Source organism: Parvimonas micra (assembly GCF_037482165.1).
Classification (GTDB): Bacteria; Bacillota; Clostridia; order Tissierellales; family Peptoniphilaceae; genus Parvimonas.
This window is the reverse complement of the sequence record NZ_CP148048.1, coordinates 1088977-1112552: the sequence shown is the minus strand read 5'-3', so window position 1 is coordinate 1112552 and position 23576 is coordinate 1088977. Positions and strand designations below refer to the sequence as shown.

23 protein-coding genes are annotated in these 23576 nt (G+C 26.9%); 21 read left to right on the top strand and 2 right to left on the bottom strand.

Annotation, left to right across the window (positions count from 1 at the left end):
* The first annotated feature begins 140 nt into the window (after positions 1–140).
* The 3 genes from WFJ11_RS05375 (at position 141) to WFJ11_RS05365 (ending at position 2232) form a co-directional block, all read left to right on the top strand.
* Positions 141–554, top strand: a complete 414-nt coding sequence (locus WFJ11_RS05375; protein WP_009354350.1) for an NUDIX hydrolase — start codon at positions 141–143, stop codon at positions 552–554.
* The gene (gene whiA, locus WFJ11_RS05370; RefSeq protein ID WP_338817075.1) at positions 554–1477 is read left to right on the top strand and encodes a DNA-binding protein WhiA; all 924 of its coding nucleotides are present in this window, start codon (positions 554–556) and stop codon (positions 1475–1477) included. The genes WFJ11_RS05375 and whiA overlap by 1 nt, the downstream gene beginning before the upstream one ends.
* 164 nt (positions 1478–1641) lie before the next feature.
* Positions 1642–2232, top strand: coding sequence for a DUF4230 domain-containing protein (locus WFJ11_RS05365; protein ID WP_338817074.1), 591 nt, complete (start codon positions 1642–1644; stop codon positions 2230–2232).
* Between the two features lie 51 nt (positions 2233–2283).
* Here WFJ11_RS05365 and WFJ11_RS05360 read toward each other — a convergent pair whose 3' ends face one another.
* The gene (locus tag WFJ11_RS05360; protein ID WP_338817073.1) at positions 2284–3171 is read right to left on the bottom strand and encodes a linear amide C-N hydrolase; all 888 of its coding nucleotides are present in this window, start codon (positions 3169–3171) and stop codon (positions 2284–2286) included.
* Positions 3172–3278: 107 nt separating this feature from the next.
* Here WFJ11_RS05360 and WFJ11_RS05355 point away from each other — a divergent pair, with 107 nt between their 5' ends.
* The 8 genes from WFJ11_RS05355 to WFJ11_RS05320 all read left to right on the top strand — a co-directional run bounded on the left by WFJ11_RS05355 (position 3279) and on the right by WFJ11_RS05320 (position 12597).
* Positions 3279–5069, top strand: coding sequence for an ABC transporter ATP-binding protein (locus tag WFJ11_RS05355; protein WP_338817072.1), 1791 nt, complete (start codon positions 3279–3281; stop codon positions 5067–5069).
* Positions 5062–6807, top strand: coding sequence for an ABC transporter ATP-binding protein (locus WFJ11_RS05350; RefSeq protein ID WP_338817071.1), 1746 nt, complete (start codon positions 5062–5064; stop codon positions 6805–6807). Before WFJ11_RS05355 ends, WFJ11_RS05350 begins: the two co-directional genes overlap by 8 nt.
* A 12-nt stretch (positions 6808–6819) precedes the next feature.
* Positions 6820–7656, top strand: a complete 837-nt coding sequence (locus WFJ11_RS05345) for an Mrp/NBP35 family ATP-binding protein (RefSeq protein ID WP_313961042.1) — start codon at positions 6820–6822, stop codon at positions 7654–7656.
* A gap of 147 nt (positions 7657–7803) precedes the next feature.
* Complete coding sequence (locus tag WFJ11_RS05340; RefSeq protein WP_338817070.1) at positions 7804–8730, top strand: bifunctional riboflavin kinase/FAD synthetase; 927 nt, start codon at positions 7804–7806, stop codon at positions 8728–8730.
* Positions 8731–8739: 9 nt separating this feature from the next.
* Complete coding sequence (gene galE / locus WFJ11_RS05335) at positions 8740–9756, top strand: UDP-glucose 4-epimerase GalE (RefSeq protein ID WP_338817069.1); 1017 nt, start codon at positions 8740–8742, stop codon at positions 9754–9756.
* A 12-nt stretch (positions 9757–9768) separates the two neighbouring features.
* The gene (locus WFJ11_RS05330) at positions 9769–11103 is read left to right on the top strand and encodes an MATE family efflux transporter (RefSeq protein ID WP_338817068.1); all 1335 of its coding nucleotides are present in this window, start codon (positions 9769–9771) and stop codon (positions 11101–11103) included.
* Between the two features lie 9 nt (positions 11104–11112).
* Positions 11113–11655, top strand: a complete 543-nt coding sequence (locus WFJ11_RS05325) for a TIGR01440 family protein (protein WP_118058591.1) — start codon at positions 11113–11115, stop codon at positions 11653–11655.
* A 15-nt stretch (positions 11656–11670) separates the two neighbouring features.
* On the top strand, positions 11671–12597 hold the full coding sequence (locus tag WFJ11_RS05320; protein ID WP_338817067.1) for an aminoglycoside phosphotransferase family protein: 927 nt from the start codon (positions 11671–11673) through the stop codon (positions 12595–12597).
* A gap of 18 nt (positions 12598–12615) precedes the next feature.
* Here the strand turns inward: WFJ11_RS05320 and guaB are convergent, their stop codons facing one another.
* The gene (gene guaB, locus WFJ11_RS05315; RefSeq protein WP_338817066.1) at positions 12616–14079 is read right to left on the bottom strand and encodes an IMP dehydrogenase; all 1464 of its coding nucleotides are present in this window, start codon (positions 14077–14079) and stop codon (positions 12616–12618) included.
* Between the two features lie 558 nt (positions 14080–14637).
* Here guaB and gcvH point away from each other — a divergent pair.
* The 10 genes from gcvH to WFJ11_RS05265 all read left to right on the top strand — a co-directional run bounded on the left by gcvH (position 14638) and on the right by WFJ11_RS05265 (position 23573).
* The gene (gene gcvH / locus WFJ11_RS05310) at positions 14638–15009 is read left to right on the top strand and encodes a glycine cleavage system protein GcvH (protein ID WP_009354933.1); all 372 of its coding nucleotides are present in this window, start codon (positions 14638–14640) and stop codon (positions 15007–15009) included.
* 70 nt (positions 15010–15079) lie between these two features.
* Positions 15080–15967 (top strand): DMT family transporter, encoded by an 888-nt coding sequence (locus WFJ11_RS05305; RefSeq protein WP_293439114.1) that lies wholly within the window; start codon positions 15080–15082, stop codon positions 15965–15967.
* A 284-nt stretch (positions 15968–16251) separates the two neighbouring features.
* Positions 16252–17820, top strand: coding sequence for a 3D domain-containing protein (locus WFJ11_RS05300; RefSeq protein WP_338817063.1), 1569 nt, complete (start codon positions 16252–16254; stop codon positions 17818–17820).
* 209 nt (positions 17821–18029) lie between these two features.
* Positions 18030–18422: a DUF2185 domain-containing protein gene (locus WFJ11_RS05295; protein WP_338817062.1), complete on the top strand. Its 393-nt coding sequence runs from the start codon at positions 18030–18032 to the stop codon at positions 18420–18422.
* Positions 18423–18460: 38 nt separating this feature from the next.
* Positions 18461–18877, top strand: a complete 417-nt coding sequence (locus tag WFJ11_RS05290) for an Imm70 family immunity protein (RefSeq protein ID WP_338817061.1) — start codon at positions 18461–18463, stop codon at positions 18875–18877.
* Between the two features lie 349 nt (positions 18878–19226).
* Positions 19227–20447, top strand: coding sequence for an MFS transporter (locus tag WFJ11_RS05285; protein ID WP_009355150.1), 1221 nt, complete (start codon positions 19227–19229; stop codon positions 20445–20447).
* On the top strand, positions 20447–21337 hold the full coding sequence (locus WFJ11_RS05280) for a LicD family protein (protein ID WP_338817060.1): 891 nt from the start codon (positions 20447–20449) through the stop codon (positions 21335–21337). Before WFJ11_RS05285 ends, WFJ11_RS05280 begins: the two co-directional genes overlap by 1 nt.
* A 148-nt stretch (positions 21338–21485) precedes the next feature.
* Entirely contained in the window at positions 21486–22193 is a 708-nt protein-coding gene (gene nadE, locus WFJ11_RS05275) for an NAD(+) synthase (RefSeq protein WP_338817059.1), read from the top strand.
* 2 nt (positions 22194–22195) lie between these two features.
* On the top strand, positions 22196–22939 hold the full coding sequence (locus tag WFJ11_RS05270; RefSeq protein WP_338817058.1) for a YebC/PmpR family DNA-binding transcriptional regulator: 744 nt from the start codon (positions 22196–22198) through the stop codon (positions 22937–22939).
* Position 22940: 1 nt separating this feature from the next.
* Positions 22941–23573 carry a TIGR01906 family membrane protein gene (locus WFJ11_RS05265; RefSeq protein ID WP_338817057.1) on the top strand — a complete coding sequence of 211 codons (633 nt, stop codon included), beginning with the start codon at positions 22941–22943 and terminating at the stop codon, positions 23571–23573.
* Positions 23574–23576: the final 3 nt, after the last annotated feature.

Genomic DNA, 23576 nt, shown 5'->3' with positions numbered 1-23576 from the left:
TAAGATAATCAATCGTAATTTTATTGTTCAAAGCAAAATTTTAAGAATTAACAATCTTTACTTGAAACTTGTAATTTGAATGTGATTTCATTTCGTGTTATAATATTAAGAAGATATGAGATACGACAATAGGAGGGTTTATGCTAGAAGTTAGTGCCGGTGGAGTTGTTATTCATAATGGTGAATTTCTGCTGTTGAAGAAATTTAGCAATGAATGGGTTTTGCCAAAGGGTAGGCTTGAAAATAATGAAACTAGAGAGATTGCCGCTATTAGAGAAGTTCAAGAAGAATCAGGAATACGAGCTAGAATTATCAAGTATTTGGGATTTGTAAAATATGATTATCAACATAATGACGGGGAAAAAGTGAAAAAAACAGTTCATTATTTTTATATGGAACCTGAGGATTTGAATTTAATTCCACAAAGAGAGGAAGGTTTTGTAGAAGCAATATTTTTACCATATGATAAAGCTATGAAATTAGTAAAGCATGATGCTGAAAGAAATATGTTAAAGAGTGCCAATTATTTTTATGAAAAGAGAAAAAGAAAATAATGGCTTTTTCAACTGATTTAAAAAATGAACTTTCAAGAAGAGAAATAGTAGAAAAAGATTCTGCTATTTCTGAGCTTTCTGCTTTTATAAGAACTAATGGAACTATAGTTTTCAGTAACTTTGCTTTTATAATTCGTTTTGAAACTACAAATAATTCAATTATAAGAAGAATTTTTAAACTCTTTAAATTTCTATATTCTTATGATGGGAAAATAATGGTTTCAAAGATTTCCAATTTAAGAAAAAACAATGTGTATAAAATTGTAATAGAAGATGAAGAAATTTCAAAAAGATTTTTACAAGATACTTTTTTCTCTGACTTAGATAGTCTTTTTCTAAAAGATGATTTATATGAAGATTCAGCTAAAAGTAAAAATTTTATTAAAAATTTTTTATGTGGAATTTTTTTAGGTGCTGGATCAATAGCAAATCCTGACAAGAGTTATCATCTTGAATTTACTTTGAATTCAAATGAATTGGCAAAACTTGTAATAAAATATTTGAAGCTATTTGGAATAAAGGCAAAAAGTATAGAAAAAAAGGATCAATACATTGTATATGTAAAAGATAGTACAATGATTTCTGACTTTCTTTCATTAATTGGAACTGTAAATAGTTTGTTCAAGTTTGAAGAAACAAAGATGATAAAGGAAATAAAGAATAATACGAATAGACTTACAAATTGTGAAACGGCAAATTTTGATAAAACTTTAAATACTGCATTTGCACAAATAGATGCAATAAATAAAGTTTATAAAAGATATGGTAAAAAGAATTTAGATAAAAATTTACTCGAACTTTGTGAGTTAAGATTAAAAAATCCAACTCTTTCATTAAAAGAATTGGCGGAGATTTTAAAAATTAGCAAATCGGGAGTAAATCATAGATTTAAAAAAATAATGGATATGGCGAATAAAATTTAATTTATTCGCTTTTTTATTGTGAAACAACAAGGTTCCCGGGAACCCAACCGATGCGAAGCATCGTGGAAGGGTGGGGTTCTTATTTAAATAAAGAAAAAATACTTGACATCCTATATATATATATAATGGTTACGTTATTATTTGTTTAGGAGGACTATTTCATAATGAAACTATTAAAAAAAGTATCCGCAATAGTAGTAGTTGTAATTTTATTTATAGGATGTTCATATTTTTGGTTTAGAACAGATAATGGAAAGCCTAAGATAACTAATGAAACTATTGGAGTACAAGTTAAGGAATTGAAGGAATTGGCTACTATACAATATAAGTACAAAGAAATAGCCAGTAGAGAAGATTGGAACACTTTATTTAATATCAAGTTACCATTTACAAAGTCAAGTTTTATAGTAAGTTATACAGGAATTTTAAAATTAGGAATCGACTTATCAGAAACAAAAGTTGAGGTTGATGAGGCTAATAAAACTATAAAAGTTACTTTACCTGAATCAAAAATATTATCAAATGAGCTGGATATGAAATCTTTAAAAGTGTATGATGAAAAGAACTCTATTTTTAATCCTATTAAAGTTGATGATTATGCAGAATTTACTCAAAGTGGTAAAGAAAACGCAGAAGCTGATGCAAGGGAAAGCGGAGCTTTTGAACAGTCAGCAGAAGTGGCGAAAAAAGTCATCTCAGATCTTTTAAATGCTACAAAAGAAATAAAAGAAAAATATAAGATAGTATTTGAATAATATTTCAAGTAAATTTAAAATGACTTTACATTTTGTAAAGTCATTTTTTAGTTAAACAAATTGAACTGTAGTTTTGCTATTTTCATTTTTAAAATCATCAAATGAAAAAGAATTAATATTTTCTAAATTTGTATATTTGAAATAATATTTTAAAGTTTTTGAATTGCTTATAGAATAGTACAGGGTTATATTTTGTGAATCTTCTGAAAGATTTTCCAAATCTTCTTTACTAATTGCGAATTTTTTTAAAGAATTAAATAAAATATTTTCGTTATTTTCTAAAAAATTATTAGTTTTTAAATTTTCTAATTCTATGTATGCTCTTATGAATCTTTTTGTAGGAGTGAAAATATTTCCCTTTAATTCTCTTTTTTCTAAATATTTTTCTAAATTTCTTATATGTTTTGTAAAGCTAGGACTGTTTGTCATTATATTATATTTATTTTCATAAACTTTTAAATTTCCATCTTCAATTTCAACAATCAAACTTTTATTGTTTTTGTCTGTAAACATATAATGATAATGTCTTGAATAGTTGTTTTCATCAACAAGAGATTTTTCAATTATATAAATTTTTGGAGCAAGATTTTTTATATCTTCAAGAGTTTCACAATTTGTCAAAAATACATTTAAAATCTTTGTGGATGTTAAATTAATTTTTGATTCTACAGGCTCTTTTTTAAAATGAATAGCATTTCTAAAGGAGTTGGTACAACCTAAAAGTCCTTTTTCATTTATTCCATCAATTAAATGGTCATAATCTTTAAAAGTTGCTCCCATTATTTTGTATTTTGTATATAATTTATTTCCAAAGACATCTTCTTCGTAGTTAAAATCTTTTGGAAAATACTTAAATTCATATCTATGATAAGATCTTAAATCCATAGTTCTACCAAGTAGTGTTTCTCCATTTCTAAAAATAGAAAAAGTTGTACACATAAAATCACCTCTTAAAGTATTATAACAAAAAAACTTTACAAATCCAAATAAATTTGCCTTTTTTCCTAATTTAGATTAAAATATATGTAAGTATTTTATGAGGTGGTATGTTGAAAGAAATTAGACTTTTTTGGAAGATTTTAAAAAACAATAGACTAACTTATTTTCTTTCTATGATTTCTACAATTTTTATACAAATTTTTTCCGGACTTACACCTATTGTAATTATGATTACAGTAGATTCAATAATTGGAAATAAAGAGTATAAATACAATATTTTAGAAAAAGCTGTTAATCTTATAGGTGGTAGAGATTATCTTAGAGAAAATATTTACATATTAGCTTTTGTAATTGTTATTTTAACAGGTATTAGTTGTATTTTTATTTTTTTAAGAAATTATTATTCTAATGTAGCCTGTGAAAATTTAATATATAATTTAAAAGAAAAAATGTATCATAAATTTTTAAATTTAGATATGAGATGCTTGAATGATTATTCTACAGGAGATTTAATTCAAAGAAGTTCTTCGGATATTGAGACTGTAAGAAAACTCTTTTCAGCACAACTTGTTAATGCTTTTGGCTCCATTGCAACAATCTCTTTGGTTATAGTTGTTATGTCTTTAATAAATTTAAAGCTCGCTACAATAAGTATAACTCTTTGTATTGTAATTGCCATTTTATCATCAGTTTTTTATAAGAAAATAGGTGAAATTTTTAAAAAGACAGATGAAGCAGAAAGCGAACTTATGGTATTTATCAAAGAAGCTCTATTTAATATAAGAGTTATAAAGGCTTTTAATAGAGAGGATTATATTTTAAATCTATTCAGAGAAAAAAATGAAGAATTTAATATAACTCAAAATAATTTTATGAAGACTTTTGCAAGATTTAGAGCAGTAAATGACTTTTTAACTTTCCTACAACTTGCAATTATTTTAGTAGTTGGAGGATATGAAACTATTGCTGGAAGAATGAATTTTGGGGATTTAATAGCTTTTGTTATCTATATTAATATGATTATTTGGCCTATTAGACAAATGGGACAATTACTTAGTGATATGGCGAGGGCAAGTGTTTCAATCTCAAGAATTTATGAAGTTTTAGATTTACCAGAAGAGGATTATGATTATGGAATAAGAGATGTTTCATTTTCTAAAAAGATTGAATTTAAAAATGTTAGCCTAAAAATAAATGATAATACTGTTTTGGATAATATTAGTTTTGTTCTAAATTCAGGAGAAAGTTTAGGCATTATCGGATCTACTGGTAGTGGGAAAAGTATGATAGTATATTTATTACTTGGATTTTTTGAAGCTACAAGTGGAGAAATTTTAATTGATGGTATTAACATAAAAGAGATAAATAAAAAGTATATTAGAGAAAAAATTTCTGCAATTATGCAAGATAGTGAACTTTTTAATATGTCTATTTTGGATAATGTAAAGATTGTAAATAATGATATCGAAGAAAAAAGTGTTTATGATGCGACAAAGATTTCTTCTATACATAATGAAATTTTGAATTTTTCTTCTAAGTATGATACCGTCGTAGTAGATAACGGTATAAATCTTTCAGGAGGTCAAAAGCAAAGAATTTCTATTGCTAGAAGTTTATTAAAACCTTTTGAAGTTTTGATTTTAGATGATAGCTTAAGTGCTGTTGATATGAATACTGATTTAAAAATAAATAATGCACTAAAGTCTATGGATAGAAAATTTACTTCTATTTTAATTTCTCATAGAATTTCAACGATAACTAATTGTGACAATATAATTGTAATGGATGGTGGAAGAATAGTTGAAAGCGGAAAACATAGTGAGTTGATTAAGAAAAATGGGATGTATAGTAAAATTAATGAAATTCAAAGTAAGGAATATGATGTAAATAATGAATAAAAAGAAAGTTGTAAATATAAATGTTTTTAGAGATTTAATAAAATTTTATAAAATAGAATACAAAAAACTTTATATGCTTATGTTTGTAGTTTTGATTTCTGGAATTTTACAAGCAGTTGTACCTTTATCTATAAAATTATTAACTGACGATTTTATCACAAAACAGAATTTAAAGGGTTTTATTTTTGCGGGGATTGGATTTTTTTCACTTGTAATAATTTCAACTCTTGCAATTTATAGCTTCTATGTTTTTGGAGGTAAGCTTGAATATCAAGTATCAAAGGAAATAAGAAAATCAGTTTTTGAGAAAATTGAGAAATTTTCAGTAACTAATATAAAGAAATATGAAACAGGCGAACTGATTTCCAGATTAACTTCAGATGTTCAAAAATTAAGTGAAGTTTTTAGTTGGGGAGTTATAGATGCCTGTCATAGTATAATTGTTTTGCTAATATCAATAATAATAATGCTATATCTAAGTTATACATTGACTTTGATGTTATTTTTGATTTTACCAGCAATCTATATTGTAACTTTAATTTTTCAAAAAAATATTTTGAAATTTCAAAGAAAGGTAAGGGATTATAACTCTAAAATTATAAGAAGCTATACGGAGTCATTAAGTTATATAAAGACAATTAAATCGCTTGGAATTGAAGACAAAAAGAAAAAAGAATTTAAGGTATTTAACGAAAAGTATAGGAAATACAATTTAAGATCTATACTTATTTCAGCAATTTTTGTGCCTGCTGTTATGTTTGTTGCAAGTATTGGCGTCGGTTTTGCTTTTAATTTTTCATCAATTTCAGTTATGAAAAATGTTATGACCTATGGAGCTTTTTTGAGTTTTTTAACTTATAGTTTTCAAATATTTGAACCATTTAAAATGCTTGCACAGATTTTTACTGATTTAAAATCTGCACAGGCATCTGCGGAAAGAGTTTTTCAAATTTTATATGAAGAAGATGAAATTATTGAAAATCAAAAAAGTGATTTAAACTTTGAAGGAAATATAAAATTTGAAAATGTAAGTTTCCATTATTTTGATGATGATAAATTAATTTTAAAAGATTTTAATTTTGAAATTAAAAAAGGAGAAAGTGTTGCTTTTATCGGTAGTACTGGAAGTGGAAAATCAACAATAGTTAATTTGATTTGTAAATTTTATAATCCAACTTCTGGAGATATTTATCTTGATGGAATAAATTACAAAAATATTGATAAAACTAGTCTGTACAATAATTTAGGTTATGTATTACAACAACCCCAGCTTTTCTCTATTTCTATTAAAGATAATATTAAGTTTGGAAACGAGGATGCTTCTGATGATGAAATTTTAGAAGTTTGTAGTTTGTTGGGAATAGATGATTTTGTTTTTAAATTACCTGACGGGATAGATACGGTCATTGGAGAAAATGGGTATAATATATCAAACGGTCAAAAGCAATTAATATCTTTTGCAAGAGCTTTGATAAAAAATCCTAAATTGTTAATATTGGATGAGGCAACTTCTTCAATAGATACTGAAACTGAAAAAATTATTCAAAATAAGATGAAGGATATTTTAGAAGGAAAGACATCTATTATTGTTGCTCATAGATTATCAACAATTAAGCATTGTGATAAAATTGTTTTGATTGAAAATGGAAATATTCTTGAACAAGGAACACATTTAGAATTATTAGAGAAAAAAGGAATTTACTATAAAATGTATATTTCTGAAGAACTGAAAATATAGGAGGATGTTATTATGAGTGATAGTTGTAGTTCAGGAGGATGCTCAGGATGCCCTAGTGCATCAAGCTGTGGAGTATCAGAAGAGTTTGAAAGCTTATTGGTTGACCAAAACCAATTTAGTGATATAAAAAAAGTTATTGGTGTTATAAGTGGTAAAGGAGGAGTTGGAAAATCTTTAATAACTTCTATGCTTGCTACAGGAATGATGAAGAGAGGTAAGGAAGTTGGTATTTTAGATGCTGATGTTACTGGCCCATCAATACCTAAGTCATTTGGGATTGACAGAAAAGCTCAAATCGATGAAAGAGGAATCATTCCTTGTACAACTGAAAATGGAATTAAAATAATGAGTATAAATTTATTGCTCGAAAAAGAAACTGATCCTGTAATTTGGAGAGGACCTGTTATAGGTGGAGTAATAAAACAATTTTGGACAGATGTAGTATGGGAAAATGTGGATTATATGTTTGTAGATATGCCACCAGGAACAGGTGACGTTCCTCTAACTGTTTTCCAATCTTTACCTGTAGATGGAATTATAATTGTAACATCTCCTCAAGATTTAGTTTCTATGATTGTAGAAAAAGCAGTTAAGATGGCAAGAATGATGAATATTCCAATTATAGGAATAGTTGAAAATATGAGCTATTTTAAATGTCCTTGCTGTAATGAAGAAGTAAATATATTCGGTGAAAGTGATTTACCTTATATCTCAAGAAAATTCGGTCTTACAAATGTTGCAAAGATACCTCTAAATAAAAATATACCTGAAATGGTTGATGAAGGTGAAGCAGAAAAATTAGATACTGATTGCTTATCAGATATATTAGATGCAATAGAAAAATTATAGAGAGAACGCGTTCAAAACGAACGTGTTTTTTTATGTGGTAAAAATAAGATTTTTTATAGACTTAAAGTACTTACGATTTCTAAAATTGAAATTAAGTACTTTTTGTTGTATAATTATTGTAAAATATGGATTAAATAAGAGGTTTTTATGGAGCATTTTAAATTAAATTTGGAAAGTGATTTTAAATTTGATGACATTGTTGTAGCTCTAGGAAATTTTGATGGCTTTCATAGAGGACATCAAAAATTGATTTCGGAATTAAATAATGTAAAATTAGATAAAGGTTATAAGAGTGCAGTTTTTCTCTTTGAAAACCATACAAAAGATTTGATTTTTCATCAAAACGCAAGTAGGATAATGTCTTTTGAGGATAAATTAAAAAAACTTGAAAGTTTTAAAATAGATTATGTTTTTAGTATTGAATTTTCTGAAAAAATTAAAAATCTTTCACCGAAAGAATTTTTAGATTTTTTAACTATCAATCTAAATATAAAACATATTGTGGTTGGAGAAGATTATAAATTTTCAAAAAATCGTGAAGGAAATACTGATTTTATAAAGTCTTATATGAAAGAAAGGTGTCTATCTTGTACCATTATTGATAAATTACGCTATGATAATATTGAGATTAGTAGTACAAAAATAATTGAATACATAAAATCAGGAAAAATTGAATTGGCAAATGATTTGTTGGGAGATAGTTATTCAATTAAGGGAAAAGTAACTCACGGCTTTCAAAGAGGAAGAAATCTTGGTTATCCTACAGCAAATTTGGAGATTTCTTTTAATTATGTTATGGTAAAAGAGGGAGTCTATTTTACCAAAACTATAGTAGATGGTAAGGGATATTTTAGTTTTTCAAGTGTTGGATATAATCCAACTTTTGATAACAAAAAATCCACGATAGAATCGCATATATTTGATTTTGATAAAGATATTTATGGAAAAGATATTGAACTTTGCTTTTTAAAAAGACTTAGGGATAATATAAAGTTTAATTCTGTTGAGGAACTCATAGATCAATTAAAAAAAGACGAAATTAGATGTAGAGAATTAATTAAGAATATAAAATAGGAGATAAATATGAAACAAATTTTAGTTACCGGAGGGGCAGGATATATTGGCTCTCATACTTGTATAGAACTTTTAAATGAAGGATATGAAGTTGTAATAATTGATAATTTTTACAACTCCAGCGAAAAAGTTTTAAAGATAATTGAAGAACTTAGTGGTAAAAAATTCAAATTCTACAAAGGTGATATTAGAGACAAAGAAATACTTAGAAAGATTTTTTCAGAAAATGATATTTATGGAGTAATTCACTTTGCAGGGCTTAAGGCTGTTGGAGAATCTGTTGAAAAACCTATAGAATATTATGATAATAATATTAACGGAAGTATAAAACTTATAGAAGTTATGAGAGAATTTAATGTAAAAAATTTAATTTTCAGCTCTTCTGCTACTGTTTATGGGAAGCCAAAATCAGTTCCTATAAAAGAAGATTTTTCACTTTCTGTAACTAATCCTTATGGAAGAACAAAATTATTTTTAGAAGAAATTTTTACAGATTTATATATTTCTGATAATGAATGGAATGTTATTCTTCTTAGATATTTTAATCCAATTGGAGCTCATAAGAGTGGTAGAATAGGAGAAAATCCGAATGGAATTCCTAATAATTTAGTTCCATATATAACTCAAGTAGCAGTTGGTAAATTGGATTATGTTAGAGTCTTTGGAGATGACTATGAAACAAAAGATGGAACAGGTGTAAGAGATTATATTCATGTTTTAGATTTAGCATTAGGTCATATAAAGGCAATTAAAAAGTTTGAAGATAGTAAGGCTGTTAGAATTTATAATCTTGGAACAGGTGAAGGTTATAGTGTTCTTGATATGATTAAAAATTTTGAAGAAGTTACAGGTAAAAAGATAAAATATGTAGTTACTCCAAGAAGAAGCGGAGATATTGCAGAATGTTATGCTGATTCTACTAAGGCAAAGGAAGAGCTTGGCTGGGAAGCTAAATATGGAATAAGAGAAATGTGTGAAGACAGTTGGAGATGGCAAGTGAATAATCCAAATGGATATGAGGATTAAAGAGGTTTAAAAATGGACACGAAAAGTATTTACTACGAAAATAATATAGTTAAGGCGATATTACATTTTGCAATACCGGGAATTTTGAGTATTCTTATTGCGGAATTATATAATATGGTTGATACATTTTTCGTTGGTAGATATGTCGGAGCCGATTCAATCGGAGCTTTAAGTGTAGTTTTTCCGCTACAAAGACTTGTTATTGCAATTTCTGTTTGTCTTGGTATAGGAGTTTCAAATTTAATTTCCAGAAGACTTGGAGAAAAAAGAAATAAAGATATAACAAAATATACAACAGCGGTAAACGGACTAACTTTACTTATTATATTTGCAATTACAATTATTTCAATTCTTTTTGTTGAGAATATTTGTATGTTTTTAGGTGCTAGAAATGATATATTGATATATTCTATCAAGTATCTAAGAATAGTTATGTTTGGTAGTATATTTTTAGCTTTTACAACGGTTTTCGGTTATATGAACATAGCTTACGGAAATATGAAAGTTATGTTAATTGCTTCAAGTATCGGAGCTTTAATAAATATATTTGTAGATTATATTTTAATTAAAAATTTGAACATGGCTGTTGAAGGAGCGGCGATTGCCACTATTTCGAGCCAATTTATATCTTTTTTATTTTCACTTATCTTTGTAAAAAAATTACAGAAAGAAAATAATTTTTCTTTAATTCCAAGACTTGACCCCAAAATTTCATTTAATATTTTGACAATAGGTTTTTCTTCATTTATAATAGAATTTTCAGATGCCATTTTAATTAGTGTACTTAATCATTTACTTTTGCCGGTTGGCGGTAATGATGCGATTATTCTAGTAGGAGTAATAACAAAAGTTTCTATGTTTATGTTTGTTGCAATGATAGGAGTAAGTAGTTCAATTCAACCACTTATTTCATTTAACTATGGAGCGAAAAATTTTGTTAAAATCAAGAAAATTTTAAAAACAGGATTTATTTTTGTATTTTCATTATCCACTCTTATATGGATATTTATGAATTATAATGTTAAATTTATTATAGGTCTATTTCTAAAAGACGAAAGACTTTTACAAATGGCTGCAGATAGTTTTAAATATGTAATTCTAGTTTTTCCAATTTTAAGTTTTTATTACATTTGTATATACTTTTTTCAATCAGTCGGCAAGGAAAAATACAATTTTTTCTTATCAATTTATAGAGAAACACTTCTATATATTCCGATAGTTATAATTATGGTAGGAAGATTTGGTGTTTTAGGAGCATGGATTAGTTATCCAATAGTTGATTTTATTTCTGCTGTAACAGGATTAATCTTGCTTTTAAAAACTGTTAAAAAGATTAGTACTTTTTAGGAGGTCGTTATGGATTTAGGTAAAATTAGAGAAGATTTAGAAATTTGTATGGATGAACTTATCGAAAAAGCTAAATTTGAAGAGGGAGACATCTTTGTTTTAGGTTGTAGTACAAGTGAGGTGAAAGGAAAACATATAGGAAAAGATACTGATATTGAAGTAGGAAAGCTAATTGTTGAAACTATAAAAGAAAAGTTAGATAAAATTAAAGTTAATTTTGCTGTTCAATGTTGTGAACATTTGAATAGAGCAATAGTTATAGAAAAAGAAGTTGCAATTAAAAATAATTTTGAAATAGTTAATGTAGTACCACAAAAAAATGCGGGTGGTGGAGTAGCTACTTCTGCATACGAATTATTTAAAAATCCTGTGGTTGTAGAAAAAATAGTTGCAAAAGCAGGACTTGATATTGGAGATACATCAATCGGAATGCATGTTAAATTTGTTCAGATACCAGTAAGATTATCAATAAAAGAAATAGGAAATGCACATTTAACAGCATTAACTTCAAGACCGAAATTGATTGGAGGAAGTAGAGCAGTTTATCAATAATTAATTGGAGAATATATGTTTGAATTTTTAAAAGATATAAAAGAACTGGAAGATGTAGAAAGTGTTGAGAAAATAAATAAAGGATATTCTAAAGATGAAAAGTTTAAGATAAAATTAAAAAATAAAGATGAGTATTTGCTTTTAAGATTATCTGACATTTCTCTTTATGAACAAAAAATGGAAGAATATGAAGTTATTTCAAAATTTTCTAAACTGGGCTTTGAAATGTCAAAGCCTATAAGTTTTGGAATATGTAATGATAAAAAGAATGTCTATATGCTCTTATCTTGGATTAACGGAGTTGATTTAAGTGAGGAACTTCCAAAATTTTCAATAGAAGAGCAATATTTACTTGGAAGAAAAGCGGGGAGAATTCTAAAAGCTATTCACAGTCTAAAAGTTGAGGATAAAAATTTTGATGATTGTCTTAAAATAAAATTGTTGGATAAAATAGAAAAATATGAGTCATCTGATGTGAGAGTTGAAAATGACGATAAATTTATTGAATATGTTAAAAGAAATGTAGATAAAGTTTGTAGAAATTATTCTTATTTACATGGAGACTTTCATCCTTCAAATTTAATTTTAATGGAAAATAATGAGATAGGTGTTATAGATTTTAATCGTTGGGAAATATCCAACTCTTATGAGGAATTTTATAAATTAGAAAGTTTCGGGATAGAGTTTAGTATTCCATACTGTGTAGGGCAGATTGACTCCTATTTTGAAGATAATGTTCCGAATGAATTTTGGAAAATTCAAGCGATTTATGTCGCTTGTTATACCTTATATTCAATTAAATGGGCTGAAAAATTTGGAGAAAAAGAAATTCTTGGAATGAAGAGAAGATTTTATAAGACTTTTGAAAATTATGAGAATTTTAAAACAATTATACCTAAATGGTATTCTGATTATAAAAATAATAAAGGCTATTCGCTTTAAAACGAATAGCCTTTTTCTCTATTTAGAATAGTTTGGAGCTTCTTTAATTATTTGAACATCATGTGGGTGAGATTCAATAAGTCCAGCACCTGTCATTTTAACAAATTGTGCAGTATCTCTTAAAGTTTGTAAGTCTTTAGCGCCTGTATATCCCATACCTGCTCTAATTCCACCTACGATTTGATAGATTGCATCTGCTAAAGTTCCTTTATAAGGAATTCTTCCTTCAATACCTTCCGGAACAAGTTTTTTACCTTCTTCTTGGAAGTATCTATCTTTTGATCCTTTTTCCATTGCGGCAAGAGAACCCATACCTCTATAAGTTTTAAATCTTCTTCCTTGGTAAATTTCAAATTCTCCCGGAGATTCATCAGTTCCTGCAAGCATTGAACCTAACATTACAACATTTCCACCTGCTGCAAGAGCTTTAACAACATCTCCTGAATATTTTAATCCACCATCTGCAATAATTGTTTTTCCCATTTCTCTTGCAACAGTTGCGCAATCATAAACAGCTGTAATTTGTGGAACTCCTACACCTGCAACAACTCTTGTTGTACAGATTGAACCAGGACCAACACCAACTTTAACAACATCAGCACCTGCTTCAAAAAGTGTTCTTGTTGCTTCTGCTGTTACAACATTTCCTGCAATAATATCAAGATCTGGATATTTTTCTCTAATTTCTTTAACTTTTCTTACAACTCCCATAGAATGACCATGAGCAGTATCTATAACTAAAGCATCAACACCAGCATTTACAAGAGCTTCTACTCTTTCAAAAGTATCGGCACCAGTCCCAACTGAAGCTGCTACAAGAAGTCTTCCTTGTGCATCTTTTGCAGAATTTGGATATTTAACAACTTTTTCTATATCTTTAATAGTTATTAAACCTGTTAAAATTCCTTTTTCATTTACAAGAGGTAATTTTTCGATTTTATGATTTCTTAAAATTTTTGTAGCATCATCTAAAGTAGTATTAGAAGGAGCTGTTACTAAATTTTCTTTTGTCATCACGGTATCAATCTTAACTGAATAATCTTCCAAAAATCTTAAATCTCTATTAGTTAAAATTCCAACTAATTTTTTTTCTTCCATTGAATTAACTATTGGAACGCCTGAAATTCTATATTTTCTCATCAAATCTTCAGCTTCTTGAACTCTATGATTTGGAGTTAAGAAAAATGGATCATTAATTACACCACTTTCTGAACGTTTAACTTTTTTAACTTCTTCTGCTTGCAGTTCAATAGGCATATTCTTATGTATTACACCAAGTCCACCTTCTCTTGCCATTGCAATAGCCATCTTATGTTCTGTTACAGTATCCATTGCAGCAGAAATAATAGGAATATTTAACTTGATTTTCTTTGTAAGTTGTGATGATAAATTAACATCCTTAGGTAGAACTTCACTCTTTGCTGGAATTAAAAGTACATCATCAAATGTTAAGCCTTCTTTTTGGAATTTTGTTTCCCACATAATATTTTCTCCTCCTAAATTAAATTATTTATTATAAACATACTTTTAAAAATTTTATTCATGACAATAAAAATTTTACAATAAAATTTGTATTTTTTTGTTATATAAAAAATTCATTGTCTAACAACAAAATTTACTAAAAAAATATATTAACATATATTATACAACAAATTATAAAAAAATCAATTAAAAACATTAAAAAACAAAAGTTTTCCCAAAAAAATTTTTAAAAAATTTAAATAAAAAAATTATATACTTTAAAAAAGTAAAAATATATAGCTAAAATTTATGTTAAAAATTCATACTATTTTATTTTTTACTATGCTTTATTTGGTACGAAATATAATGCAATTATACTTTTTAATATAAATAATTAAAAATTTTTGAAATTTTTTCGAATAAATTTCAAAAAAACACTAAAAAATTAATAAAAGGTATTGAAATTTTTTTCAATCTACACTATAATTTAAGTATACTATAATATTATAGTGGATGTCCAATAGAATAGTACATAATTGGATGTATTGTTATAGTAAAAATTTTAGGAGGTATATTAGAATGAGAGTAGAAAAAGGATTACTTTATACTGAAGATCATGATTGGGTAAAAGTTGAAGGAAATGTAGTAACAGTTGGACTAGCTGATTATGCACAAGATCACTTAGGAGATATTGTTTACGTTGAACTTCCAGAAGTTGATGATGAAGTAGAAGCTGGCGAATCTTTAGCTTCTGTTGAATCAGTAAAAGCTGCTAGTGATATTAACGCTCCTGTTTCAGGAAAAGTTATAGAAGTAAATGAATTATTAGACGATGAACCAGGTGAAATTAACAAAGATTGTTATGCTGCATGGGTTTGCAAAATTGAAATGTCTAATCCAGCTGAATTAGAAAAATTAACTAATGACGCTGATTATGAAGCATCATTATAATAATTTCTTAAAATTATATTTTTAATAAATGCCACTTGCGTGGCATTTATTTTTTTAATAAGGAGGTATTATGGTAGATAATTCCAAAAATAAAAATTTAAAATTAGGTATTATTTTTATGATTATTTCTACACTTGGTTTTAGTTTTATGCAGATTTTTGTAAAGCTAACATCAGGTCAATTTACACTTATGCAACAAGTTTTTATGAGAAATTTTGTAATGCTTATTATTTGTACTATATATATTCTTATAAGAGGTAGTAGTTTTTTAGGCGAAAAAAAGAATAGAAAATTACTACTAATGAGATCAGCTTTTGGATATATGGGAGTTATTTTTAATTTTTATGCTATAAATCATATGGTTGTTGCAGATGCAGGAATATTGCAAAGAACTAGTCCTATTTTTGTAGTTTTAATTGCTTGTTTTATATTTAAAGAAAAGTTTACATTAGAAAGATTTTTAACATTAACATTTTCTTTCATTGGAGCAATTTTTGTAGTAAGACCACAATTTAATTCTAGATTATTTCCCGCATTAGTTGCAATGAGCTCTGCTCTTAGTGCATCTATCGCATACATGTGTGTATCAAGAATAGGAAAGGCTGAAAGAACTGAGACTATAATCTTTGTATTTTCTTTGTTTTCAACTATTTGTAGTTTTCCTTTTATTTTTAATAATTTAAATATTCCTGATTTTAAGATGTTAATTTATTTGATTTTAATTGGAATTGCATCTGCAGTAGGTCAGTTTGGATTAACTATTAGTTATCAATATGCAAATGCTTCTGAAGTAAGTATATTTAATTATTTAGGAATTGTATTTGTAGTTGTTTTGGGAAAAGTAATACTTGGAGAGTCAGTAAGTATTTATAGTTTAATAGGAATTGCCCTTATTTTTTCTATGTCATTGATGTCATATATAGTAAATACGAGAAAAAATAGAGATAAAAAAATGTAAAAAAATAGCAGATATTACATTTTTTTAATATTTTTTAGTTTTCGCTTGGGAAAACAGGTCATTTTTTGTAACCATTCTGTAACCTTTGAAAACTAGGGAACTATATTTCTCAAAAAATTACAAAAATGTTACAAACACTCATTTTGAATTAAAAATATTGTTAAATTTTTATTTTTTTTTGAAAAATTCATTGAAAAATAGGAATTTTGTTGACGATTTTGGAGAAAATCATTATAATTCTATTGTCAGCTTATTGCTGATTAATTTAATTAAGGAGTGATTATTTGAAAAGAGCAATATTTAGAAGTGTTTTAGCATGTTTGTGTGTTTATGCTACATTTTCTGGATTTTCATCTAAGTCACTTGCAGACGAAAAGGTTAAAGGATTTGTAATCTCATCAGAATCCGATTCCAAAACTATTGAAAAGGTAAACGACAGAATTTTAGATAACACTAAAGGTAGTGCATCTAAGATATCTTATGTAGTTAATATAGACGATAAAATTAGCTTCAGTTTGGCAGGTTTACTTTCATTAGATAAGGGTGGAGTTGTTATTCCTGTAAAGAATAATAATATTGATGACGTTTCGAAAGCTATTTTAAAAAATAGTGAGCAAGTGTATGTTGTTGGAGATAAAAGTTCAATTTCAGATGATATTTTGAATGGTTTAGACATCAAATTCGAAAGAATTGGTTCCGATAATCCAGACGATACAAATTATCACGTAAATAAGGTTTCAGAAAAACGTGATCTTTTGGTTGTAGATTCAGGAAATGATTCTGATATTTTAGGAGCTATTCATTATGCACGAATTTATAATATGAATTTGTACATTTATGATTCAACTAAGGAAATTGATGAAAATATAATTTCAGAAGTGAAAAACGAAAAAAACATATACTTTTATGATGGAGTTAACTCTATTACAGAAAAGTTAAAGTCAAAAATATATGATTTATCTGGTAAAGATAAGAAAGACATAAAAAGTTATTCATTGGATGGAAAAGATTTATTAAAAACATTCAAGGATAGATTCTCATTAAGAAAGAATGACAATGTTGTTTTATCAGAAAATAAAAACTTAACAGATATGATAAGTTCTTATATTTTGGCTGATAAGAGTGGATATAACTATTTAGTTATGGATTCAGATTCTATGAACTTGGATATTGAAAAACTTGTTACAGAATCAGAAGCTAAAAATTTATATTATGTTTCTACTGATAAATTAGAAAAATATGTAAATTTCAGATCACTGTTATCCTCAATAAATAAAGAAGAAGTAACAGGATTTGAAGTTAATGATTCTAAGGGAGAAATTACTGTTTCAGATTCAAATTCAGATAAAAAGAACGAAAACGCTGTTTCAGAACAAGTTACTTTAAAAGATAATGAGAAGTTAGTAGACGGTAAAGTAGTTCCAAAAGAAGAAGAAAAGAAAGAATCTGAAGAATCAAGTACTGCAAAATCCACAGCAGAAAAATCTACTAGTGAAAAATCAAAAACTGAATCATCTAGTGCTAGCACTAGCAATAGTAATAGTAGTAGTGATGGAAGCTTTAACTATAGTAAGGTTCTAGTTATGAATGCAACTTCATATACTAATGATCCAGCAGAAAATGGTGGATATAGCACAACAAGATTGGGAACAAAGCTTAGATATGGGGTAGTTGCCGTAGATCCTAGAGTAATTCCTTTAGGAACAAAATTATATATTGAAGGTTATGGCTATGCTGTTGCTGAAGATACAGGTGGAGCTATAAAGGGAAATAGAATTGATCTTTGCTTTACAAATAGATCTCAAGCTGCTAAATTCGGAAGAAGAAATGTAAAAGTTTATATTTTAAAATAATGAACTTATTAGAGAAGAAATTTATTAATTTCTTCTCTTTTTTATTGTGAAACAATAAGGTTTCCGGGAACCCAACCGATGCGAAGCATCGTGAAAGGGAGGGGTTCTTATTTAAATATTTATATAATAATGATATAATAATAGAAATGTTGTATGACAATTTTTTGTAAAAATATAAAATGCTCTTATTAAGCAAAAAGAAAGTATATATGAAAGGATCAAAAAATATGTTTCGTAAATTAAAAGAATTTTTTAAAAAGACAGAATTTAATACAGAATTTATAAAAAATGCGGGAGCATGTATAGTTTCAAAAAATATTTTAGAAGGTAAAGGTAGATTAACTTGGATTTTAAGAGAGAAAGGTGCTCATCCATCAGATACAGGATGGAGATTTTTTTCAAATATAGATACAGATGAGTATGTAAATAATCCTAATAATATGGTGGTTTGTGATTTTAATACTGTGGCAGAAATAGAACCAGCAATAATAGGAATCTATACTTTACCAGTTGGAACTGATTTACAATTAGTAAAAATAGATGGTAAAATTAAATTTTTTGACAATATAACAGAAAAAGAAATTGACTTAGACTATAAATAAAAGTTAAAAAATGTAGATTTTAATAAAAAGGAGATATTATGGCAGTTGGACTTAAAATAGATTTTTTATGGTATTCAATTGGCAGTCCTGATTTTCTTCATTCATTTCTTTCAACAATTTGTGTTAATCTTGAAAATTCAAATTGGGGAAGTAGTTTTCCAACATTGATGAAAGAATTATATGAAGGGAAGTTAAAGCATGAGAATATTGATTCTGTAATTCGAGAATTAAATGAAATTGAGTTATTATTTAGAAAGCTTGGTACTGATAAAGTAGTTTGGGATATAGATAATCCCAAATTAACTCCACCATGGGGAGATAATATCAGTCCGGATATTCATAATTTATCAGAATATTTTTTGACTAGTGATGGATATAATATTTTTGAGATAATAAGAGAAGCATTAGAAGAAGGAAAAAAAGAACGAATAGATGTTGAACTTAAAAGTATCTAAATGATTTTATTAATAGTCCATTAGATTTACAAGAAAAAATTAGAAAAGATTTTATTGAACTTGCTGAATCAGTAAAAGTAACTAAAATCTAAATTATTATAAAGAAGAAATTGAAAAATTTTTTCTTTTTTTCTTTGTTTATCAGTTAGTTATTATTAGTTTTTGACAATAGACAATCGTTTTTAAATATGATATAATAGTTTTGGCAAAAAATTAAGAATAGATAACGAATTAAAAGGGATTTAGTTATAAAAATTAAGAGTTTACATCTGTTAATTTAAATTTATTTTTGAAATGAAAATCTAGTTTATTTTAATTTTTTTGTTATTATAATTTTTGGAGGAAATATATGTTTGGTTATTCAAAAAAAGAATTAAGCTGGATTTTATATGATTGTGCAAATTCTGCTTATTCTATGGCGATTACTACTGCATTATTCCCGATTTATTTTGGAATGGTCGGTGGAAACGAAATGAATTTAGGTTATTACAATTCATTTGCCAGCATTATTATTGCTGTTCTTAGTCCTGTACTTGGAACTATAGCTGATTTTAAGGGTATGAAGAAAAAGTTATTTACTTTATTCTCATTAATTGCAATTTTTTCAACATTATTTTTATCATTTGCAGGAGAGTTTGGCTTACCCTTATTAATGTCTTTTTTTGTTTTGGGAAGTGTAACTTTTGCAGGTTCTAATATCTTTTATGATGCATTTTTAGTTGATGTTACTCATGATGATAGAATGGACAAAATTAGTACGGCAGGATTTGCCTATGGATACATAGCTAGTGTTATACCTTTTATTTTTTGTTTAGGAGCTGTTCTGCTTTTTGGAATGAAAAATCCTTTAGGTTATCAAATAGGATTTGTTATTACATCTGTTTGGTGGTTAGCACTTACAATACCAATGTATAAAAATGTTGATCAAGTTTATGGAGTAGAACCTGTTCCAAATCCAGTTAAAGAAAGTTTTAGTACGGTTTTTCATACTTTAAAAAATATTGAGAAAAATAAGGTTGTAGTTATATTTTTATGTTCTTATTTTTTATATATTGACGGAGTAGATACTATCATAAAGATGGTTATACCTTATGCTACATCTGTTTTAGATGCGGATAAGTTTAATACACTTGTACTTTTAGGAATTTTGATTTATGTTCAAATAGTAGCCTTTCCTTTTGCTATTATTTATGGAAGATTAGCTAGTAAATTTGGAACTAGAACTATGATTAAAGTTGGAATTATAACATATATGGTTTCAGTAATATTTGCTTATTTTATGAGCAATTTGGTTCATGTTTTCGTGTTATCAACATTTATAGCATCTGCTCAAGGTGGAATTCAAGCATTGAGTAGAAGTTATTATGCAAAAATTATTCCAAAAGAAAATGCAAATGAATTTTTTGGTTTCTATAATATTTTTGGTAAATTTGCTGCAATAATTGGACCATTTATTATGAGTTTAATAACTACTTTAACACATAATCCAAGATATTCTATATTAGGTATAATTCCATTATTTGTTGTAGGTTATTTAATAATGTTACAATTACCAAAGGAAGAAAAATAATGGTTTTTAAATTTAGTTCTGGAAATACTTGGAAAATGAAAAGTGAATATAAAAAGCAAAAGTTTGATATAGATTTTGAAGCATTAAAGAAAAAAGAATTAGAAATTTTACAAAATTTTATTTCTTGTTGTGAAAAAATGAATTTAACTTATTATATTGGCTTTGGAACTTTACTTGGTGCAATTAGACATAAAGGTTTTATCCCTTGGGATGATGATGTAGATGTATGTATGCCAAGAGGGGATTATGATAGATTTGTAAAAGAGGCTAGTGAATATTTACCGGAAAATTATTTTATTCAAACAATGGAATCAGATCCAAAATATGCATTAAATTTTGCAAAACTTCGAGATAGCAATACTGCTCTTTTTGAAAAACATGTTTTAGATGTAGATATTAATCATGGAGTATTTATTGATGTTTTTCCGCTTGATGGATACATTAAAGGTCAAAATAAGGTATTAGATTTAAGAGTTAAGGAAAAACCAGTTTTTGAAGAGGCAGATACTAATGCTTTTTCAAATGCATTAAGTGGATTTGGCAAAAAATTTGTTTATAAATTAGGAGAAACTATACCTAATAAATTAAAAACTGATATTTCAAAAATGTCAGTTCCAAAAGATAATCCGAAGTTTGAAGATTGTGAGTATGTAGCATGTATGGTTGATAATTTTTATATTATGCCATTTAAAAGAGATTTTTTGGGAAAAGGAGTAAAAGTAGACTTTGAGAATTTGAAAGTTAATGCTCCAGAAAATTACGATGAATACTTAAAGGTTTTATATGGAGATTATATGAAGTTACCGCCAGAAGATCAGAGAGAAAATCATCATAATTTTCATTTAGCAGATGTAAATAAAAGTTTTAGAGAATATCAAGAAAAAAATTAAGCTATGATTACATAGCTTTTTTTATTGTTTTGTAGAATTTTTTTTTATTTTTTGATATAATAGTTACAGTTTTGCACTATTTATTAATTAAGGAAACAAATAGTATTTTAATATTTTATTAATAATAAAGATTTTAAGGAGGTGTATTATGAAAGAAGTTGTTGATAAACTTGTTGAATGGCTTAGGAATTCTGTTAAGGAAGCTAATTGTAAAGGTATTGTCTATGGCCTTAGCGGTGGAGTTGATTCAGCTGTTATTGCTGCGCTTTCAAAACTAGCCTTTGATGATGAATCTTTAGCTATTATGATGCCAATAAATAGTTCTTTAGAAGATGAAAAAGATGCTAAGTTGGTAATAGATAAATTTAAACTTAATGCAATTAAGGTTGACTTATCTAAGACCTATTCTATTTTTGTAGATTCTGTTGAAAAAGGGGATAATTCAATGGCTTATGCTAATGTTAAGCCAAGACTTAGAATGACTACTTTATATTATTATGCACAACTAAAAAGATATTTAGTAGTTGGAACAAGTAACAAATCAGAATTTACTGTTGGATACTTTACTAAATATGGAGATAGCGGCTCTGATCTTATGCCTCTTGTAGATTTTACAAAGAGAGAAATTTTTGAACTTGCAAGATTTTTGGGTGTTCCCGATAAGATAATTCAAAAGCCTCCAAGTGCAGGGCTTTTCGAAAATCAAACTGATGAAGATGAAATGGGATTTTCCTACGATGATTTAGAAAAATTTATTAATAATGAAAAAATGGATAAAAATGTAGAAGATAAAATAAAAAAGATGGTGAAAATTTCAGAACATAAGAGAAATTTTGCTAAAGGATTTAGGAGGTAGTTATGTCAGGACATAATAAATGGAGTACAATTAAACATAAAAAAGGAAAAGAAGATGCAAGAAGAGGAAAAATATTTACAAAACTTGCTCGTTATATAATTGTAGCAGTTAAAGAAGGAGGAGCAGACCCTGAATATAACCCTGCTTTAAAAACTGCGATAGAAAAGGCTAAAGCTGAAAATATGCCTAATGATAATATCGAAAGAGCATTAAAAAAAGCTGCTGGAGATGGAGATGCAAGCAACTATGAAACTATAATTTATGAAGGTTATGGTCCTGAAGGAATTGCAGTTGTAGTTGAATGTTTAACAGATAATAGAAATAGAACAGCTGCAGATGTAAGACATGCATTTGATAAACATGGTGGCAATCTAGGGCAAAATGGTTCAGTGCTATTTATGTTTGAAAAAAAAGGTGTTGTTGCTATCTCAAAAGATCAAGCTGAAGAAGATGATTTAATGGACTTTGCTTTAGAAAATGGTGCAAGTGATTTTGAATCTGATGATGAAGTTTATACAATTTATTCTGAAGTTTCTGACTTCATTACTTTAAGAGATGCTTTACAAGAAAAGGGATATACTTTTAGTGCTTGTGATTTGGAATATGTTCCAAGTAATAATTCACAAATTTCAAATCCTGATAATACTAAGAAAATGGTTAAGATGATAGATCAACTTGAAGATAATGATGATGTTCAAAATGTTTATCACAATTGGGATATACCAGAAGATTTAGATGTAGAATAATATGAAAAAAATATTTGCTTTTTTGATTTCTTTAAGCATAATTTTGTTTATTTTATTATATTCAATAGATTTTATGGCTAAGGATATTTCTTACTATAACAATTTTCATAATGAATATAAAATTGACGAGGAGTCAGGACTTTCTAAAGAATGGATAGAAAGTGCAAGTAATTCTCTGGTTGAATTTATTAAAAATGGTGATAAAGAAGTATTAAAAAATCATTTTAATGAAAAAGAAATTTCTCATATGGAAGATGTGTATAAACTATTTAAACTTGATAGGGTTGTTTATACATCTTTATTTATAATTACTTTGATAGTATTTATATATAAATTAATAAAAAATGATAAGTTATTTTTTAAATATATTAGAAAGTATATACTTATAGCATATATAGCTGTAATTTCTTTTTTAGGAGTCTGTTCTATGTTTTTTTCTGAGAGTTTTATTTATTTTCATAAGTTGTTTTTTAACAATGATTTATGGCTTTTAGATTATAAAACAGATTTAATGATAAGAATTTTACCGGAAGAATTTTTCTTTGTCTTATTTTTAAATGTACTTGTATTATCTACAATATGTATTCTTTTAATTTATCTTTTTCTTAAATTTAAAGATAATAAGTATAGTTAGGAG

Coding starts and splice junctions, on each gene's coding strand:
- WFJ11_RS05285 (WP_009355150.1), top strand. CDS start 19,227: ATGTTTGGTTATTCAAAAAAAGAATTAAGCTGGATTTTATATGATTGT.
- guaB (WP_338817066.1), bottom strand. CDS start 14,079: ATGTGGGAAACAAAATTCCAAAAAGAAGGCTTAACATTTGATGATGTA.
- WFJ11_RS05350 (WP_338817071.1), top strand. CDS start 5,062: ATGAATAAAAAGAAAGTTGTAAATATAAATGTTTTTAGAGATTTAATA.
- WFJ11_RS05365 (WP_338817074.1), top strand. CDS start 1,642: ATGAAACTATTAAAAAAAGTATCCGCAATAGTAGTAGTTGTAATTTTA.
- WFJ11_RS05305 (WP_293439114.1), top strand. CDS start 15,080: ATGGTAGATAATTCCAAAAATAAAAATTTAAAATTAGGTATTATTTTT.
- WFJ11_RS05360 (WP_338817073.1), bottom strand. CDS start 3,171: ATGTGTACAACTTTTTCTATTTTTAGAAATGGAGAAACACTACTTGGT.
- WFJ11_RS05325 (WP_118058591.1), top strand. CDS start 11,113: ATGGATTTAGGTAAAATTAGAGAAGATTTAGAAATTTGTATGGATGAA.
- WFJ11_RS05330 (WP_338817068.1), top strand. CDS start 9,769: ATGGACACGAAAAGTATTTACTACGAAAATAATATAGTTAAGGCGATA.
- WFJ11_RS05375 (WP_009354350.1), top strand. CDS start 141: ATGCTAGAAGTTAGTGCCGGTGGAGTTGTTATTCATAATGGTGAATTT.
- nadE (WP_338817059.1), top strand. CDS start 21,486: ATGAAAGAAGTTGTTGATAAACTTGTTGAATGGCTTAGGAATTCTGTT.
- WFJ11_RS05295 (WP_338817062.1), top strand. CDS start 18,030: ATGAAAGGATCAAAAAATATGTTTCGTAAATTAAAAGAATTTTTTAAA.
- WFJ11_RS05355 (WP_338817072.1), top strand. CDS start 3,279: ATGTTGAAAGAAATTAGACTTTTTTGGAAGATTTTAAAAAACAATAGA.
- galE (WP_338817069.1), top strand. CDS start 8,740: ATGAAACAAATTTTAGTTACCGGAGGGGCAGGATATATTGGCTCTCAT.
- WFJ11_RS05270 (WP_338817058.1), top strand. CDS start 22,196: ATGTCAGGACATAATAAATGGAGTACAATTAAACATAAAAAAGGAAAA.
- WFJ11_RS05265 (WP_338817057.1), top strand. CDS start 22,941: ATGAAAAAAATATTTGCTTTTTTGATTTCTTTAAGCATAATTTTGTTT.
- WFJ11_RS05290 (WP_338817061.1), top strand. CDS start 18,461: ATGGCAGTTGGACTTAAAATAGATTTTTTATGGTATTCAATTGGCAGT.
- gcvH (WP_009354933.1), top strand. CDS start 14,638: ATGAGAGTAGAAAAAGGATTACTTTATACTGAAGATCATGATTGGGTA.
- WFJ11_RS05340 (WP_338817070.1), top strand. CDS start 7,804: ATGGAGCATTTTAAATTAAATTTGGAAAGTGATTTTAAATTTGATGAC.
- WFJ11_RS05280 (WP_338817060.1), top strand. CDS start 20,447: ATGGTTTTTAAATTTAGTTCTGGAAATACTTGGAAAATGAAAAGTGAA.
- WFJ11_RS05320 (WP_338817067.1), top strand. CDS start 11,671: ATGTTTGAATTTTTAAAAGATATAAAAGAACTGGAAGATGTAGAAAGT.
- whiA (WP_338817075.1), top strand. CDS start 554: ATGGCTTTTTCAACTGATTTAAAAAATGAACTTTCAAGAAGAGAAATA.
- WFJ11_RS05345 (WP_313961042.1), top strand. CDS start 6,820: ATGAGTGATAGTTGTAGTTCAGGAGGATGCTCAGGATGCCCTAGTGCA.